This window comes from Bacteroidota bacterium (genome assembly GCA_005882315.1).
GTDB lineage: Bacteria > Bacteroidota > Bacteroidia > Chitinophagales > Chitinophagaceae > VBAR01.
The window spans coordinates 173,467-189,550 of the sequence record VBAR01000001.1 but is presented as its reverse complement, the minus strand read 5'-3'; the positions used below and the strand labels follow the sequence as shown (position 1 = coordinate 189,550).

Annotated in this window: 18 protein-coding genes; 10 read left to right on the top strand and 8 right to left on the bottom strand. The window is 37.4% G+C overall.

From position 1 onward, the window contains the following. The first annotated feature begins 49 nt into the window (after positions 1–49). The 5 genes from E6H07_00810 (at position 50) to E6H07_00790 (ending at position 4,871) form a co-directional block, all read left to right on the top strand. Positions 50–1,144, top strand: coding sequence for a Nif3-like dinuclear metal center hexameric protein (locus E6H07_00810; protein ID TMI64489.1), 1,095 nt, complete (start codon positions 50–52; stop codon positions 1,142–1,144). Positions 1,145–1,230: 86 nt separating this feature from the next. Then, positions 1,231–1,986 (top strand): hypothetical protein, encoded by a 756-nt coding sequence (locus E6H07_00805; GenBank protein ID TMI64488.1) that lies wholly within the window; start codon positions 1,231–1,233, stop codon positions 1,984–1,986. A gap of 147 nt (positions 1,987–2,133) precedes the next feature. Beyond that, positions 2,134–3,792 carry a DNA repair protein RecN gene (recN, locus tag E6H07_00800; GenBank protein TMI64487.1) on the top strand — a complete coding sequence of 553 codons (1,659 nt, stop codon included), beginning with the start codon at positions 2,134–2,136 and terminating at the stop codon, positions 3,790–3,792. Between the two features lie 13 nt (positions 3,793–3,805). Then, entirely contained in the window at positions 3,806–4,012 is a 207-nt protein-coding gene (locus E6H07_00795; GenBank protein ID TMI64486.1) for a hypothetical protein, read from the top strand. A gap of 46 nt (positions 4,013–4,058) precedes the next feature. Then, positions 4,059–4,871, top strand: a complete 813-nt coding sequence (locus E6H07_00790) for an enoyl-ACP reductase (protein ID TMI64485.1) — start codon at positions 4,059–4,061, stop codon at positions 4,869–4,871. 56 nt (positions 4,872–4,927) lie between these two features. On the opposite strand, the gene E6H07_00785 is transcribed toward E6H07_00790, so the two are convergent. The 5 genes from E6H07_00785 to E6H07_00765 form a co-directional block, all read right to left on the bottom strand. Beyond that, the gene (locus E6H07_00785; GenBank protein TMI64484.1) at positions 4,928–5,515 is read right to left on the bottom strand and encodes a hypothetical protein; all 588 of its coding nucleotides are present in this window, start codon (positions 5,513–5,515) and stop codon (positions 4,928–4,930) included. Positions 5,516–5,521: 6 nt separating this feature from the next. Beyond that, the gene (locus E6H07_00780; protein TMI64483.1) at positions 5,522–6,991 is read right to left on the bottom strand and encodes a glycine--tRNA ligase; all 1,470 of its coding nucleotides are present in this window, start codon (positions 6,989–6,991) and stop codon (positions 5,522–5,524) included. Positions 6,992–7,081: 90 nt separating this feature from the next. Next, positions 7,082–8,302, bottom strand: coding sequence for a hypothetical protein (locus E6H07_00775; GenBank protein ID TMI64482.1), 1,221 nt, complete (start codon positions 8,300–8,302; stop codon positions 7,082–7,084). A gap of 89 nt (positions 8,303–8,391) precedes the next feature. Beyond that, entirely contained in the window at positions 8,392–9,360 is a 969-nt protein-coding gene (locus E6H07_00770; protein TMI64481.1) for a YihY/virulence factor BrkB family protein, read from the bottom strand. A 37-nt stretch (positions 9,361–9,397) separates the two neighbouring features. Then, complete coding sequence (locus E6H07_00765; protein TMI64480.1) at positions 9,398–9,724, bottom strand: nucleotide pyrophosphohydrolase; 327 nt, start codon at positions 9,722–9,724, stop codon at positions 9,398–9,400. 139 nt (positions 9,725–9,863) lie between these two features. Between E6H07_00765 and E6H07_00760 the strand changes: the two genes are divergently transcribed. Next, on the top strand, positions 9,864–10,196 hold the full coding sequence (locus E6H07_00760; GenBank protein TMI64479.1) for a hypothetical protein: 333 nt from the start codon (positions 9,864–9,866) through the stop codon (positions 10,194–10,196). Positions 10,197–10,198: 2 nt separating this feature from the next. Here the strand turns inward: E6H07_00760 and E6H07_00755 are convergent, their stop codons facing one another. Then, positions 10,199–10,651: a D-tyrosyl-tRNA(Tyr) deacylase gene (locus E6H07_00755; GenBank protein TMI64478.1), complete on the bottom strand. Its 453-nt coding sequence runs from the start codon at positions 10,649–10,651 to the stop codon at positions 10,199–10,201. Positions 10,652–10,740: 89 nt separating this feature from the next. Here E6H07_00755 and E6H07_00750 point away from each other — a divergent pair, with 89 nt between their 5' ends. Then, positions 10,741–11,145, top strand: coding sequence for an aminoacyl-tRNA hydrolase (locus E6H07_00750; protein ID TMI66428.1), 405 nt, complete (start codon positions 10,741–10,743; stop codon positions 11,143–11,145). A 35-nt stretch (positions 11,146–11,180) separates the two neighbouring features. Next, positions 11,181–12,227 carry a cytochrome-c peroxidase gene (locus E6H07_00745; protein TMI64477.1) on the top strand — a complete coding sequence of 349 codons (1,047 nt, stop codon included), beginning with the start codon at positions 11,181–11,183 and terminating at the stop codon, positions 12,225–12,227. A gap of 31 nt (positions 12,228–12,258) precedes the next feature. On the opposite strand, the gene E6H07_00740 is transcribed toward E6H07_00745, so the two are convergent. Beyond that, positions 12,259–12,921: a hypothetical protein gene (locus E6H07_00740; GenBank protein TMI64476.1), complete on the bottom strand. Its 663-nt coding sequence runs from the start codon at positions 12,919–12,921 to the stop codon at positions 12,259–12,261. A 113-nt stretch (positions 12,922–13,034) separates the two neighbouring features. Here E6H07_00740 and E6H07_00735 point away from each other — a divergent pair, with 113 nt between their 5' ends. Both E6H07_00735 and E6H07_00730 read left to right on the top strand, forming a co-directional pair. Continuing rightward, positions 13,035–14,555 carry a polysaccharide biosynthesis protein gene (locus E6H07_00735; GenBank protein TMI64475.1) on the top strand — a complete coding sequence of 507 codons (1,521 nt, stop codon included), beginning with the start codon at positions 13,035–13,037 and terminating at the stop codon, positions 14,553–14,555. Positions 14,556–14,674: 119 nt separating this feature from the next. After that, on the top strand, positions 14,675–15,247 hold the full coding sequence (locus E6H07_00730; protein TMI64474.1) for a hypothetical protein: 573 nt from the start codon (positions 14,675–14,677) through the stop codon (positions 15,245–15,247). A gap of 7 nt (positions 15,248–15,254) precedes the next feature. Here E6H07_00730 and E6H07_00725 read toward each other — a convergent pair whose 3' ends face one another. Next, on the bottom strand, positions 15,255–15,899 hold the full coding sequence (locus E6H07_00725) for an MBL fold metallo-hydrolase (GenBank protein ID TMI64473.1): 645 nt from the start codon (positions 15,897–15,899) through the stop codon (positions 15,255–15,257). Positions 15,900–16,084 lie beyond the last annotated feature (185 nt).

The window sequence follows — 16,084 nt, the reverse complement described above, 5'->3', positions numbered from 1 at the left end:
AAAGTTTGATTTATGAACTTTTTAAAGCTATCCATCTTAACTTCCCCGCATGAAAATCGCCGAGATCACTTCTTTTCTTGAATCTCTTGCCCATCCGGTCTTGCAGGAACCCTATGATAATGCAGGACTAATAACGGGCAACCCGGCTTGGGATTGTAACGGAATTGTTATTTCTCTTGATGCTACAGAAGATGTGGTAAATGAAGCCATCACAAAAAATGCCAATCTTATTATAGCACATCACCCTATCATCTTCTCAGGTTTAAAAAAGATAAACGGGAAGAATTATGTGGAGAAAGCGATAATTGCTGCTATTAAAAATGACATTGCTATTTATGCCATACATACTAATCTTGATAATGTATTAAGTGGTGTAAATGGGAAAATGGCGCAACTGCTAGGTGTGAAGAATTGTACTGTACTGGCTCCTAAGATTAATACACTAAAAAAGCTTTTCACTTTTGTTCCTTCAGCCCAGGCTGACCAGGTGAGAAATGCAATATTTGAAGCTGGAGGGGGAAATATTGGCAATTACTCTGAATGCAGTTTTAATGCGGAGGGTACAGGCACATTCAAAGCTGGTGACAACACTGATCCATTTGTTGGCAAGCGAGGCGAACGTCACCATGAAAAAGAGATTAAAATCGAAGTAATATTTCCGGGCTTTCTTGAAAACAGGATCATTGCAGCCATGAAATCAGCGCATCCTTACGAAGAGGTGGCGTATGATATTGTTAATCTTGCAAACTCGCACCAGGGAATAGGCAACGGCATAGTTGGTGAACTGGAAAATCCCATAGATGAGATAAGTTTCCTGGAACTGGTAAAAAAAACGTTCAAGACGCCGGTTATCAGGCATACCGAACTGAGGGATAAGACTGTTAAAAAGGTGGCCCTTTGTGGCGGCGCAGGCAGTTTTTTGATTGGGGCTGCAATTAGCGCAGGCGCAGACTTTTATATTACTGCTGATATGAAGTATCATGAATTCTTTGATGCCAATGGCCACATGGTTATTGCCGATATCGGCCATTACGAAAGCGAGCAGTTCACCATCGACCTTTTAAAAGAGGTTTTGGAGCAAAAATTCCCTACTTTTGCCGTCCTTAAAACAGCAGTGATAACCAACCCTGTGAGGTATTTTTAAACGGTCAGGTAAGTCAAATGTATAAGGATTTTAAATGACACATATGACTCATGACTTTCAGAAATTTCAAACTATAAACAATCATAATGGCACACGTAAAAGAATTTTCCGTTGAAGAAAAATTAAGTTCACTTCTTTACCTGCAAAAAATTGAAAGCAAGCTGGATGAAATTCATATCCTGAAAGGTGAATTGCCGATGGAGGTGAATGACCTCGAAGATGAGATCCAGGGATTGCATGCCCGTAAGGTGAGAATTGAAGAAGAGGTTAACGGTGTGAACGAGTTTATTGAAAAGAAAAAAGAAGCAATTAAAGAAGCCCAGGCGTTGATAAAGAAATACGAAAAGCAAAGTGAGAATGTAAAGAATAACCGTGAGTTTGAAGCGATCAATAAAGAAATTGAAATGCAGCAGCTCGAAGTGAAGCTTTGCGAAAAACATATTAAAGATGCAAGCGAAGAAATTGCGGAAAAAGCTGAAACTTTAGAAAAAGCAAACAAAGGAATTGCCAGTAAAGAAAATGTATTGACGAACAAAAAAGGGGAGCTGGAAAAGATCATTGCTCATAACGAGAAAGATGAGAAGCATTTTAATAAACTGGCTGCCGAAGCAAAAGAGCATGTTGAGCCACGCCTGATGACCAGTTATACAAAGATCAGAACAAGTTACCGCAACGGATTAGCTGTTGTAGCAGTAGAACGTGATGCCTGCGGCGGATGTTTCAATTCTATTCCTCCTCAAAAGCAAAGCGAAATTCGTCAGCGTAAAAAAATTATTATCTGTGAAAACTGCGGCCGTATCCTTGTTGATGGGGACCTACACGCCTCAGTAGAAATAAAATAATATTCCCCCATTTCTAAAATGGGTACTATGAAATTTTCTTTTTTATTTTCCCCTGACATTTAATGTCAGGGGTTTTTATTTCTCATCATTAAAAAAAACTGAACCTTCTCTTAGGCTGGATGAAAATTCGCTAATTTGCTGCATCACATGCTTCAGAAATTAACGATACAGAATTATGCTATCATCGATGAACTGGAAATAGATTTTTCAGGCAAACTGAATATTCTTACTGGTGAAACCGGCGCCGGTAAATCGATTATCCTTGGAGCTTTGGGTCTGATACTAGGCGAAAGAGCAGATAGTTCTGTGCTGGTAAATAAAACAAAGAAATCTGTGATCGAAGGTTTGTTTGATGCTCATGGTAAAAAAGAGATCAAACAATTTCTTGAGCAAAATGATTTTGATATTACTGATGAGCTGGTAATAAGAAGAGAGATAGCAGCTACCGGAAAATCCCGTGCTTTTATAAATGATACACCTGTAACATTAAATCAATTAAATGAGTTAAGCTCCTTACTTGTCGATCTGCACCAGCAGTTTGATACACTGGAATTAGGGGAAAGCCATTTTCAACGTGAGGTCCTGGATGCGTTAGCAGGACATGCTGACTTGTTAAGTGAATACAGTAAACTTTTTAATCAATGGAAAACGCTGCAACGGGAATGTGATGATCTCAAACAACAAAAATTGCAATTCGATAAAGAATCTGACTACAATAAATTTCAGTTTAATGAACTAGATGAGGCAGCATTCAGGGAAAATGAACTGGAAGAAACGGAAGCTGAATTGAAATTGCTGAGTAATGCTGAAGGAATCAAATCGGTTCTTGGTAAAGTATACCAGGAGTTACAAGAAGGAGAGAGCCCGGTTGTTCAGCAATTAAAAATATTGGTAAACCAGTTACAGAATTATTCTTCTTATCATGCCCGGTTGCCAGAATTGATTCAACGGCTGCAATCAACACAAATAGAACTGCAGGATGTTGCGGATGAAATTGACGGGATCAGCAATCATATCAATTATAGCCCGGAAAGAATTGAGCAGTTAAATGAACGTTTATCATTAGGATATAAGTTACTGAAGAAACATGGAGTGAAAACGACTGCGGAGTTATTGCAGATCAGGAATGAACTGGAGAGTAAATTGCAGGCCGTGTTGAACATCGATGAAACAATTCAGCAGAAAGAGAAAATTCTTTCAAAAACAAAGCAAACCCTTTCCGAAAATGCACAGAAAATATCTGATGGTCGTAAAAAACAAGCAAAGCCTTTAGAAGATAAAGTGAATAAACTGCTGGTACAGGTGGGAATGCCAAATGCAAAGATCAAGGTTGAAATTAAAAGCGACCAGGAATTGAATGCATTCGGAACTGATAGTATCGAGTTTTTGTTTGATGCAAACCGGAGTGGACAGTATCACCCCATTCGAAAAGTAGCCAGCGGTGGTGAGTTGAGCCGTTTGATGCTTTGCATAAAGTCATTAGTAGCAAAAAAGATCGACTTGCCTACGATGATATTTGATGAAATTGATACCGGTATTTCAGGTGAAGCCGCGAGACAGGTAGGTGTAATTATGAAAGACCTTGCAGCCAGCAGGCAAGTGATTTGCATTACCCATCAGCCACAGATAGCCGGCAAAGCCGATGCTCATTATTTTGTTTATAAAGAAATAGTAAAGGATGCGGTGAAGACAAATATCCGCAAACTGACTACTGAAGAAAGAATTACAACGATTGCAAAAATGCTGAGTGGAGAAAAACCAACAGTTGCTGCAATTGAGAATGCAAGGGAAATGGTTTCTAATTGACAAAACTCCGGAAATGAGGATCTCGGTACTATTAATTATCATTGCTTTCCTGGCTGCTGCTTTTTTTCTCAATGTTTATTTTCAAAAACTGATCAACCCACGCAAATCACCCGGAAGACTTTTGCTTTATTTTCTTGCAACAATTGTCATGATACTCGGTCTGACTACTTTAATGATTTTTATTATCGGCCGCCTTTTTCCGCAGGAGATAATGAAATAATAATTACTTCATACATTTACCCACAATTCTAAAAATAACAAAGGCTATGTCAAATAATTTATTACAGGGAAAGAAAGGGATCATCTTCGGCGCACTGGACGAAAAATCCATTGCCTGGAAAACGGCATTGAAATGTCATGAAGCAGGAGCTCAGTTGGTACTCACTAATGCACCTGTTGCATTAAGAATGGGAGAAATAAACAAACTGGCTGAAGCTGTGAATGCACCAGTCATTGGCGCTGATGTAACCAATATGGATGATCTGAAAAACCTGATGGAAAAATCAATGGAACATTTTGGTGGTAAAATTGATTTTATCCTTCATTCAATCGGCATGAGCCTGAATGTTCGCAAAGGGAAATCTTATACCGAGATCAATTATGAATGGAATACAAAAACACTCGACATATCTGCAATGAGTCTTCACCGTGTATTACGTACTGCATGGGATTTGGATGCACTGAACGAGTGGGGGAGTGTGGTGGCATTAACTTATATCGCAGCACAAAGGGTGTTTCCTGATTATAATGAAATGGCAGATGCCAAAGCATTACTGGAAAGTGTAACAAGAAGTTTTGGTTACAATTATGGTGTAAGAAAAAAGGTACGGGTAAATACAATCTCACAATCACCGACAAGAACTACAGCAGGCAGTGGCGTAAAAGGCTTTGATGGGTTTATAAGTTTTGCAGAAAAAATGAGCCCATTAGGAAATGCTTCTGCTGAAGACTGTGCGAACTATACTGTAACACTTTTTAGTGACCTCACAAGAATGGTAACCATGCAAAATTTATTTCATGATGGGGGATTTTCTTTTACAGGTGTAACGAAAGAAGTGATCGAGCAAATGGAAAAATAAATTATATCAGACCTAAGAATAATGTCAAAATGGAAAGTGTGTAGATATGTGGTTTGTTATTTTCCAAAAACTTGTCTCACTTCTTTTGGAATAAAAGCATCTATGCCCTCTGGATTTGTACTTGATAAGAGATACCACTTCTTTGATTTGCTATCATAGATAAACCAATTTTCAGTTTTTGAATTAATTTCAATCTTGAACTTCGATTTATTGCATTCGACATTATTTTCACCGAAATATTTTTTTGATCCCTCACAAAATTTATTAAACAGGATAGTTGAATCACCAGTTTTAGATGATTTCAAGTTTAAAGAGGATTTGGAGTTGATATTTATTAGTGAATATTTACTAGAGTCATGAATAGTTACTTTGTAACCAGGATCTATGGTCATCGAATTTATAATAATATCGTAATCAGGAGAATGAACCCCATCCTTTAAATCACTAATAATTTGTTCTTTAGTATAATCCTTAAATACTTCCGGGTATTTGAATTGATACATCGTTTCGTAATCTTCGGAAATGACTGCGGCAGAGTATTGGTTAAATAAATCCTTTATTGTTTTTTCGTCATCATCTTTGGAAAAATTGCAAGAGGAAAATAAAAATAAAAAGAGACTTAATAAACGAATATTTTTATTCATACACAATTAGATTATTGCTTTGAGTATAATCTCTTTAATCTTATCAATAGAAATTCTTTCCTGCTGCATTGTATCACGATGACGTATCGTAACAGTGTTGTCTTCTTTTGTTTGGTGATCTACAGTAACGCAGAATGGAGTACCAATCGCATCCATCCGGCGGTAACGTTTTCCAATTGTATCTTTTTCTTCATAGAAACAACGGAACGAAGCTTTGCAATCATCCATGATTTTTCTTGCTATTTCTGGTAATCCATCTTTTTTCATCAATGGTAATACAGCAAGTTTCATCGGAGCAAGTTTAGCTGGGAATTTTAATACAACTCTGCTGTCTGGTTTTTCAGGAGTACTCAGATCCTGTTCTTCATAAGAATGACTGAGTACGGCAAGGAACATCCTGTCTAAACCAATTGAAGTTTCAATTACATAAGGAATATAATTTCCATAAGGCTTGCCTGTAGCAGGATCTATATCATTATCAAAATACTGTTGTTTCTTTCTGCTATATTCCTGGTGCTGTTTCAGATCAAAATCTGTTCTTGAGTGAATACCTTCCAGTTCTTTAAAGCCAATTGGGAAGTTGAATTCAATATCACAAGCTGCATCTGCATAGTGTGCCAGTTTGATATGATCATGAAAACGATAATTCTCTTGTCCGAAGCCCAAAGCCAAATGCCATTTCATTCTTTCTTCTTTCCAGTACTCATACCATTTTTTCTGAGTGCCGGGCTGAATGAAGAATTGCATTTCCATTTGTTCAAACTCTCTCATGCGGAAGATGAATTGTCTAGCTACAATTTCATTACGGAACGCTTTACCAATTTGTGCAATACCAAAAGGAATTTTCATTCTTCCTGTTTTCTGCACATTTAAAAAGTTTACAAAAATTCCCTGTGCGGTTTCAGGTCTTAGATACACTTTATTGTCAGCATCTTCACTTGAAACAGTAGAACCAAATTCTGTTGAGAACATTAAGTTGAACTGGCGGATATCCGTCCAGTTAGCAGTTTTACTGATGGCACATTTGATCTTATTGTCCTCGATCAGTTTTTTCAAGCCAGCAAAATCATCTTTAGCCAGCAAAGTATCCATCGCAGCCAATACATCATTTGCCACTTGCTCATTACCTGCTGTTTTTTGTTCTTCAGCAAAGCCTTCTATCAAATGATCAACACGGTATCTTTTCTTGCTGTCTTTATTATCGATCATTGGGTCGTTGAAATTATCAACGTGGCCACTTGCTTTCCATGTAGTAGGGTGCATAAAAATAGCGGCATCAATACCTACAATATTTTCATTCATGCGGGTCATACTTTCCCACCAATAATCTTTGATATTTTTTTTCAGTTCACTGCCCCATTGACCATAATCATAAACGGCCTGCAGGCCGTCGTAAATTTCACTGCTGGGAAATACAAAGCCATACTCTTTTGCATGGGAAATAATTGCCTGGAACCTGTTCGAATCGTTTGCCATAGGGCGCAAAGATAACCCGCCGGGTATACAGGCGAAAATGAATTTTTAATTAGTTTAATTAAGATAACCGAAGAAAAAACAAATAATTTTTTACAGGTACGTAACCTGGAAGATCATGCAGGAGGGAAATTCTATTTCTGGCAAAAATTCATAATTCAATTTTTCAAACAGGTTTACTTTGATCCACCATGATCCTTTTCCAGGAACTACTGTCTGGTACACGGCAGCATCTTTCTTAGCATCTCTTACTGTACTGACAGGAATTTTCTGCCATGTTTCATCTCCCGTGAACCGTCTTTCATTGTTGGCAGTCATTTTTGTAATTAATACTTCAATCCTGTATTTCTTGCTATTGTTTTTTATATCCACTTGAAATACTCCGGAAGTATTTGCAAAATAACCCAAAGCGGGAATGGTAATAGGTGCTTTAGAAAGAAAGAGGTATTTGCTGATGATTGGCATCAGCGCATATTCATTCAATGTTATTTTATTTTTTAAAAACTGGCAGGTAGTGTCTTCAGGAAGATGACTGTAAATAAATTTTTCAGGTGGCGTATCGAACCAAAAATATTCCATATCTCCATCTTTTTCGCTTGCCCATGTTACATCCATTAGTTTCCAGTTACCATTTATTTTTACAGCATTCCAGGCATGGTCAGTACGTGAAGTATTTACTTTTGCATCGGGCCATATTTTACTATAGCCTGAAATTTTTATTGCTTCCAGTCCGCATTGTTCGGACATATATTGAAACAGGCTTGAGTAATGATCACAAACTCCTTTGCGTTCTTCAAATGTCTGTAAAGCATCTTTTTTATAATCCCATGTAGTTTTTATTAATCCGCTTGTATAGGCATCCCAATCGTAATTAATATTTGTAGCAATCCAGCAAAAAACGGCTCTTGTTTTATGAAGTGGCGTTGTAAAATTTTTATTGATAACAGCAATTACTTCTTCCAGTGTTTTTGTATTGTTGGTACTGAAAAGATTTTTCGTTTTATCATCGATATATTTTAGTGAATCGGCCGGGTTCCATTTTTCCTGGTATATTTTTTCTATTTGTTTAACTGTTTCATCGGCTTGTTTTACAAATTTTAAAGAGTCCTTTAGCCATTGATCTTTCCATTCCTTCATCAATTTAATAGAGTCCATCCGCCATTCTTCTTCAAATTTTTTCAGATCTTCTTCTGAGTTAATAACGGCTTCTTTCTTTAATTCTTTTCGGGTTGATTTATCATTTACCGGTTGGGTAAAACATAATTGTAGAGTCAGCAGAAGTGTAAGTGTAAATATCAATTTGGTGGCCGTCATACAGTGGTGGTTAGGTAACGATAGAAATAAAGATTTATTTCGATTTCATCTGTTAAATAAACACCATTTGGCTTTCCAGTTTGCCATACCTATGATGTCTCAGGTTCTTTTACTTCAATCACTGTTTTCTCATCCGTATGTTCCTGTATTGATTTTTCCGATTCTATTTCAATTTGCTTAACAAGAACAGCATAGTTGTTAGGATAAATAATTGTGCCTTTGTATTTAGCATAAGAATGGGTAAAAGCAGCCCCGAAATACAATATCATGGAGGAATAATAGACCCACATTAAAATAACAATGACAGAACCCGCAGCACCATATGCTGTTGTCATCCTGTTATGCCCGAGGTAATAACTGATAACAAACCTGCCGATCATAAATAAAGAAGCTGTTACAAAAGATCCTACCCATACATGTCTCCAATTAATACGGGCATCGGGTAATACTTTAAAGATTGCAGCAAAAATAAATGACGTGATAAGAAAGGTGAAGACGATATTCAAAATATAAACAAGCACCACTGTTAACTCAGGGTATTTTACCGTCAGCTTAGTTAGTAAGAAATCCATTGAGGCATTAATAAGGAGGGATACCAGTAATATAAAACCCAACGTGATGATCATTGAAAAGGAAAGTAACCTGTCGATGATCAGCTTCAACCATCCTAAACCCTTTCTTGGTTTTGCTTTTATTCTCCAGATATGATTGATAGAACTCTGTATTTCTCCAAATACACTTGTAGCACCAATGATCAGCGCAATAAGGCCAACTATCGTTGCAAACTGGCTACCGGTAGAGGTGGTTGCATTATGTATGATTTCCTGTATATCGACGGCGGCTGAATGACCAACAAAGGACTCGATCTGTTTATACACTGAACCTTCTATTACAGTTCGGCCATAGAACAGATCGCTAAACCAGATAATAATAATGAGTAACCCAGGCAGTGAGAATATAGTATAAAAAGCTAAGGCGCCGCTGAGTTTCAGTACATCGCATTCAAAAAAATCTGATACAGAATGTTTTATTATTTTCCAACCATCACTCATAGTCATAGCTCCCGAGATTTAAAAATTATGCCAAAGGACCGGCTTATACTAATTTGTCGTTATTCTTATGTCTTTCTGCATCCCGGGTGGTCTTTTTTTCAAAATTTTTTTCCAATGCCTCAGTTAAGTTCACCCCTGTTTGGTTGGCAAGGCAAATTAATACCCACATTACATCGGCCATTTCATCAGCCAGGTTTTTTTCCAGGTCTGTTTTTTTGAAACTTTGATCGCCGTAAGTACGGGCCATGATGCGGGCCAGTTCGCCAACTTCTTCAGTAAGTATGGCCATATTGGTGAGTTCGCTGAAATAACGGACACCAACGGTCTTTATCCAGCTATCAACCTGTTGCTGGGCTTGCTCAATAGTCATTTTTAAAAAATTTAGTGCGGTTATCTGCAATATAGCATGATTATTGTCGTTAGAGAAACCCTTCCTTTACGGAAGCTGTTAGGACACCGTATCCCACTGAAACTTTAACCCAAATTCCTGTTACAAAAACTATTATTCTATGATGAAGCACCATCTATGGGCTACTTTGTTGTCGCTAAGCCTCTTTGTTTCGCTGATTGCACCTGCACAATCTTATAATTCTGATAAAAACGAAATTGCTGCGCCTAAGCCGTATAAAATTCTTACAAATGGCAAACGAATAACTGTTCAGTCAAAGCAGAATATTAAAACTGTATTTGTATGGACAGCCAATGGTCATCGGTTTATTGAACAAAAGGAAATAAACTCAAATTCTTATTCCTTTAATATTACGATCGCTGAAAAATTTTTTTTTGCAAGAATTGAACTGGAAGACGGTAAAATGTATTCTCAGAAATTTGGGGTCCAATAAACTTACTCCTTATTCTTTGTATCAAATAAGATCGTCACAGGTCCATCATTCAATAATTCTACTTTCATATCGGCTCCAAAGATCCCTGTCTTGATCATTTTATTCATATCGCGGCAGAGTTGCTGGATCATTTTTTCATAAAGCGGAATGGCGATATCTGGTTTCGCTGCCCGGATATAGGAGGGACGATTGCCTTTGCGGGTGGAAGCATGTAAAGTAAACTGGCTAATTAATAAAATATCGCCATCAATTTCTTTGATGGGAATATTCATCACGCCACCCGGATCATTGAATATACGCAGGTCAACAATTTTTCCGGAAAGCCATTCAATATCTTCCATTGTATCGCTGTCTTCAATGCCCAACAGAACCAATAATCCATCTTCAATAGATGCATGTACTTTGCCATCGATAGTTACGCTGGCATGGGTTACTCTTTGTACTACGGCTCGCATAAGCTGGTTGTTTGTTGTTGGTTTTGTAGTTCTATAAAGATAATTGCATTCAGAATACGATATTATCTTTGATGGATATTACCGGCACCATGATTGACTTTACCAATGAAATAATTTTTCAAACCACCCGAAGTGGCGGCAAAGGGGGGCAGAATGTAAATAAAGTAGAGACCGCTGTGATAGGATATTTCAATATTGATGCTTCTTTATTATTGACCGGGGAACAAAAGCAATTATTGAAAGAAAAACTTTCCAATCGCATCAATGCAGACGGATCGTTGTTTGTAAAAAGCCAGGTACACCGTACACAACTAAGCAATAAACTCGAGGCTGCAGAAAAAATAAATGAACTTGTGCATAAAGCTTTACTGAAAAAAAAGAAACGATTAGCAACCAGGCTACCCAAAGCAGTAAAAGAAAAAAGGCTTGAAGGCAAGAAGAAAAAAAGTGAAGTAAAGGAAGGGAGGAGAAAATTCAGACCGGATAGTTTTTAACTACAACTTTATTCGGTTATATTACGTTTATAATTATGATGTCCCGAAAATTATTCTTTCTTACTGTAATAACTGGCTCGGTTATTTTCCTTTCTTATTTAATGGGTGCTTGTTCAAAATCAAAATATGAAGGTATTGGGACTTATATGGCTCAAGAAATCCCGGCAGGATTTCCAAAACCCCCTTACACATTCGTAGATAACCCGCTGAACCAGGAAGGTTTTGAATTAGGTCGCAAATTATTTTATGACGGACGACTTTCACGGGATGGAAATTTTCCCTGTGCAAGTTGCCATGAACAAAGGGGAGCATTTGGAACGTTCGAACATGACCGGAGTCATGGGTATAATAACTCACATACATTGCGTAATGCTCCACCATTATTTAATCTTGCATGGGAAAAGGAGTTTCACTGGGATGGTGAGTATAAAACTTTATTACAAGAAGCAAGTCATCCTCTCAATGCTTTTGATGAGATGGGAGCAGATGTAGCCGGTGCCGTTTCAAGATTGGAAAATGATGAGCAGGTAAAGAAAATGTTCAAAGCTGCTTTCGGCAGTAGCTGGATAACTGAAGAGAGGATCATCAAAGCATTATCACAGTTTACAGGCAATATCGTTTCATATAATTCGAAGTATGATAAAGTAAAAAGAGGCGAGTTAAGTTTTACTGTACAGGAACAAAATGGCTATAATGTGTTTTTGTCAAAATGCATCAGCTGTCATCCTGAACCGATGTTTACAGATTACAGTTACCGGAATATTGGCTTGCCGATCGATCCTACATTAAATGACCTGGGGAGAATAAGAGTGACAGGCAATGCAGATGATAATTTAAAATTCCGGGTACCAACTTTACGAAATGTTGTTTTGACCTCTAATTATATGCATGATGGACGATTTGCAACGGTAGCCCAGGTCATCAATCATTACAGAACCGGAGTGCAGAACAGCGCTACAGTCGATCCGCTAGTACAAAACGGGATCAACATGACGAACAATGAAGCGATCGATCTATCTGTATTTCTGAAAACGCTGAGCGATTCTTCTATTCTTACAAATCCAAAGTATAGACTGCCGTGAGCAAACAACTTTTCAAAGGCATTTAATTAACCTACGATTTTTTTCTTCTTTTTGATTTTAATTCTTCAAATGCTTTACGTTGATTCTCTAATTCCATTTTTTCCTTTTCCTGCTTTTTTTCATTTTCAACTAAGTTGTCCTGAAGGGTTTTAATTTTTTCTTCCATATCACTTCTTTCCGTAGTAAGCTTTTTCATTCTTTTGTCTGACTGGATTACCAACGTTTCCGCAGCGACTATCTTAAGTTCCAGGTCAGAATCTTCAATGTCGGGCAATAAGTTATCTAAAAAAGTTTTAGCCTTGGTCAGTTCTTCATAGCTCAGCTTTGCTAAATAATTAGTATCCTTTTTCATAATGATCATGTACAAGATTGCTTCATCGGTTGTCTTATGGTTTTTTTGATCTATGTTGATCAAATAATCATAGCGGCTGGCACTGATGTCGCCGAGTAAAGCACCTTTGAATATATGAAACCCTTTATCTCTATTAAATATCCCTTTTTCTACTTTTCCTTTATACCCTAATTTAGCCAGCTTCAGTATAAGGGCATCTTCAACAGCCTCGGGAGGAAAATTATATACAATTGCCAGGGCCGGTTGTTTTACTTTGTTGTATTCAATCTTATCTTCGTAAGCCTGTGCAGAAATGGAAAATGAAATAGCAATAGTAGCCAGTAAAAAAATGATCTTGCGCATAACTTCTGTTTTGAGGTTAAAGATAAGATAAAGCTTAAATGGGCTAAATACAAAAGCCAATTACTATTGTGCAATCAGGTGTCAAAGATTAAATTTGCTGAAATCTACTTTTATTGAGCAGTATTAAACAACTGGCGGGGCAGACTTTATGGTACGGCATACCAACTATCGCCAGTCGTTTTCTCGGCTACCTGATGAACCTCTCATTGCCGCTCATTTTTGCACAGCCAGCTACCACTGCTGATCTTACACAGACATATGCGATCATCCCTTTTTTAAATGTATTGTTTACATATGGCCTTGAAACTGCATATTTCCGTTTTTCACAGGATAGTGATCAAAAGAAATTGTACAATACATTGTCAATTTCACTGATCGGCTCTACTATTTTATTCACCACACTTCTTTTTGTTTTTAAAAACCAGATTGCCCAGGCAGCTAATCTTGAAAAACATCCTGAGTATATCACTTTAATGGCAGGAATTATTTTCTTTGATGCGATTGCAACGCTTGCTTTTGCAAGATTGCGGCAGGAAAACAGGCCGAAACGCTATGCTTTTGCAAGAATAGCAGGGGTGGTGGTAAATGTGATGGTTGTAATTGTTTTTCTCGGTGTGTTGCCAAAATATCTGCAGGACAATCCCGATAGTTTTTTAAGTTCCATTTATAATAAAGACACAGGCATTGGCTATTACCTGATCGGTAACCTTGCAGGCAGTATTCTTGTTTTTATTTTATTATGGAAAGAGTTTAGCCAAATTCATTTCAGCTTTGATAGTGCTTTATGGAAAAAAATAATGCACTACAGTTATCCTCTTATTATTGTAGGCATGGGCGGAATGGTTAACGATATGCTGAGCCGGTTGATCTACCAGCATGTAGTAAACGAACCTGAAGCTGTTGCCAAACACCAGTTGGGTATTTTCGGAAACATTTATCGTCTTGCTGTTTTGATCACGATAATGATACAGGCATTCCGTATGGCGGCCGAACCTTTTTTCTTTAACCGCAGTAAAGAAGAAAACCCGCAACGCATTTATGCCCGCATCATGAAATTTTTTGTGATAGCCTGCTGCTTTATGTTTTTATGTATCAGTTTGTATATAGATGTGTTCAAATGGTTTTTTGAAGCAATTGATAAACCAGCATGGGTAGAAGGTTTGCAGATCGTTCCGTTACTTGCTTTAGGAAATATTTTCCTGGGTATTTATTATAACCTTAGCATCTGGTATAAGCTAACACATAAGAATATGATCGGTGCATGGATAACATTGGGGGGTGCCGCTATTACTATTGTATTGAATGTACTGTTGATCCCGCAGTTCCATTATCTCGGTGCTGCTATTGCTACTTTCTGTTGTTATTTATTTATGATGATCGCCAGTTATATGTTGGGGCAAAAACATTATCCCGTTCCCTATGCCCGAAAAAAATTGATTGCCTATATAGTGTTGGTTGTACTTATCTATTTACTCCATCTCGGGATGATCTACTTATGGAATAATAACTGGTTTAATTTAGGAACAGCAACACTGCTGCTCGTGTTGTTTACATTGTTTGTTGTGAAGATTGAGAGAAAAGAGTTAGAGAAAATGCCTTTTATTGGCAAATACCTTTCTGCAAAGCCTTCCTAAATTCTCCTTTACCCGGTTTTCTCATTTGCAATTTTCGCAAATCGTCATTTAGCATTGCAAAATTCGCCAAGGAATAGGTGATGGCTGATTCTATTTTAGTATCATCAAAATTATTCATTATGAAAAAGCTTACTTACACTTTCCTATTGTCATTCTGTTGGTTGCAAAGTTGGAGCCAATCGCCAAAACATGAATTATATACTACTGCAGGTATTGGCACTGTTCCTTTAATTGTAAGATCGTTCAATCAATATTCTTTTGGTGTTTCAGGTCTCTTTTCTTATGGCTATGAAGAAGAAACGCCTAAAGATCATATATTACCGGTTTTTACATTAGGTTATCAATACAGACTTTCAAAAAGATTCAAGATAGGAGTTGAAATAGTTTATGATAAGTTTCAGTTATACAATAAAGAGAATAGTTATCGATATGTTAGTTTTATGGGTCGTTGTAGCTATAAATTGAGGGAGTCAAAAAGGTTTATTCTATCTACCGCTATTTCTGCTGGTATTACAAATGAACATTCAATAGAAATGGAACAGGGTGTTAAGGTTGAAAAAAACAATATGATTCCAGGATTACATTTTTATATTCTTGAAGTTGATTACAAGCTTAAAAATTTCATAATAACATATAATACTGGTTTGGGAATGTCAGGACTTATTAATCTTGGAATCAAATATCGTTTTTGATCTATTATCAATACAACTTCACAAACGGGTTATTCATTTTCTCAAATCCCACGGTTGTTACCGGCCCGTGCCCGGAATAAACCTTTGTATCATCCGGCAAGGTGAACAGCTGAGTTTGAATACTATTGATTAGAATTTTGAAATCGCCACCGGGAAGATCGGTACGGCCAATGCTGCCATTGAACAATACATCACCGCCAATAACAAACCCGCCGGGTTCATGATAAAAACAAACACTGCCTGGTGAATGGCCGGGTGTAAACCGGATTTCTAACTCATCATCTCCCAGGTTTATAAAATTTCCTTCTTTTAAATAAACCAATTCGCCATCATAATTGTCGAAAGGCAGTTGCCACATTTGGCCGGATTGCGGACCAAAATCCAGCACGGGTTTTTCCAACGGGTGAATGTGGAGGGTAAGACTCCATGTTTCGCTTACGAATTTGTTGCCGAATATATGGTCAAGGTGGCAATGGGTATTGAGTAAAAGCATTGGCTGGAGTGAGTTTTGCTCAATAAAACTTTTCAGTTCTTCGTTCTCTTCGGGAAAATAACAACCGGGATCTATAATGCAGCATAGCCCTGCTTCGTTATACAAAACATAGGTATTTTCCTGGACGGGATTAAATGTAAATTGCTTAACGCTTAACATGGAGGGTTTTCCTTAATTTAGAACCACGATAATAAGGATTAAAAAGGATTTTGGAGGAGATAGATCATGCCCGGTTTTTGCACAATAGAATTCCGGGACGATGAACGGAGCGTCGCAACAACATTTTAAAAGTAGCAATGCTGCCGGCTTCCAAAAAGTAAGATCCTTCGATTTAATAAGCAATA

What these genes read in the sequence shown, in the direction of transcription:
- E6H07_00725 (TMI64473.1), bottom strand. Translation starts at nt 15,899, where the DNA reads ATGTTAAGCGTTAAGCAATTTACATTTAATCCCGTCCAGGAAAATACC.
- E6H07_00770 (TMI64481.1), bottom strand. Translation starts at nt 9,360, where the DNA reads ATGACTATGAGTGATGGTTGGAAAATAATAAAACATTCTGTATCAGAT.
- E6H07_00795 (TMI64486.1), top strand. Translation starts at nt 3,806, where the DNA reads ATGAGGATCTCGGTACTATTAATTATCATTGCTTTCCTGGCTGCTGCT.
- E6H07_00775 (TMI64482.1), bottom strand. Translation starts at nt 8,302, where the DNA reads ATGACGGCCACCAAATTGATATTTACACTTACACTTCTGCTGACTCTA.
- E6H07_00740 (TMI64476.1), bottom strand. Translation starts at nt 12,921, where the DNA reads ATGCGCAAGATCATTTTTTTACTGGCTACTATTGCTATTTCATTTTCC.
- E6H07_00745 (TMI64477.1), top strand. Translation starts at nt 11,181, where the DNA reads ATGATGTCCCGAAAATTATTCTTTCTTACTGTAATAACTGGCTCGGTT.
- E6H07_00805 (TMI64488.1), top strand. Translation starts at nt 1,231, where the DNA reads ATGGCACACGTAAAAGAATTTTCCGTTGAAGAAAAATTAAGTTCACTT.
- E6H07_00785 (TMI64484.1), bottom strand. Translation starts at nt 5,515, where the DNA reads ATGAATAAAAATATTCGTTTATTAAGTCTCTTTTTATTTTTATTTTCC.
- E6H07_00750 (TMI66428.1), top strand. Translation starts at nt 10,741, where the DNA reads ATGATTGACTTTACCAATGAAATAATTTTTCAAACCACCCGAAGTGGC.
- E6H07_00780 (TMI64483.1), bottom strand. Translation starts at nt 6,991, where the DNA reads ATGGCAAACGATTCGAACAGGTTCCAGGCAATTATTTCCCATGCAAAA.
- E6H07_00730 (TMI64474.1), top strand. Translation starts at nt 14,675, where the DNA reads ATGAAAAAGCTTACTTACACTTTCCTATTGTCATTCTGTTGGTTGCAA.
- E6H07_00790 (TMI64485.1), top strand. Translation starts at nt 4,059, where the DNA reads ATGTCAAATAATTTATTACAGGGAAAGAAAGGGATCATCTTCGGCGCA.
- E6H07_00760 (TMI64479.1), top strand. Translation starts at nt 9,864, where the DNA reads ATGATGAAGCACCATCTATGGGCTACTTTGTTGTCGCTAAGCCTCTTT.
- recN (TMI64487.1), top strand. Translation starts at nt 2,134, where the DNA reads ATGCTTCAGAAATTAACGATACAGAATTATGCTATCATCGATGAACTG.
- E6H07_00810 (TMI64489.1), top strand. Translation starts at nt 50, where the DNA reads ATGAAAATCGCCGAGATCACTTCTTTTCTTGAATCTCTTGCCCATCCG.
- E6H07_00755 (TMI64478.1), bottom strand. Translation starts at nt 10,651, where the DNA reads ATGCGAGCCGTAGTACAAAGAGTAACCCATGCCAGCGTAACTATCGAT.
- E6H07_00765 (TMI64480.1), bottom strand. Translation starts at nt 9,724, where the DNA reads ATGACTATTGAGCAAGCCCAGCAACAGGTTGATAGCTGGATAAAGACC.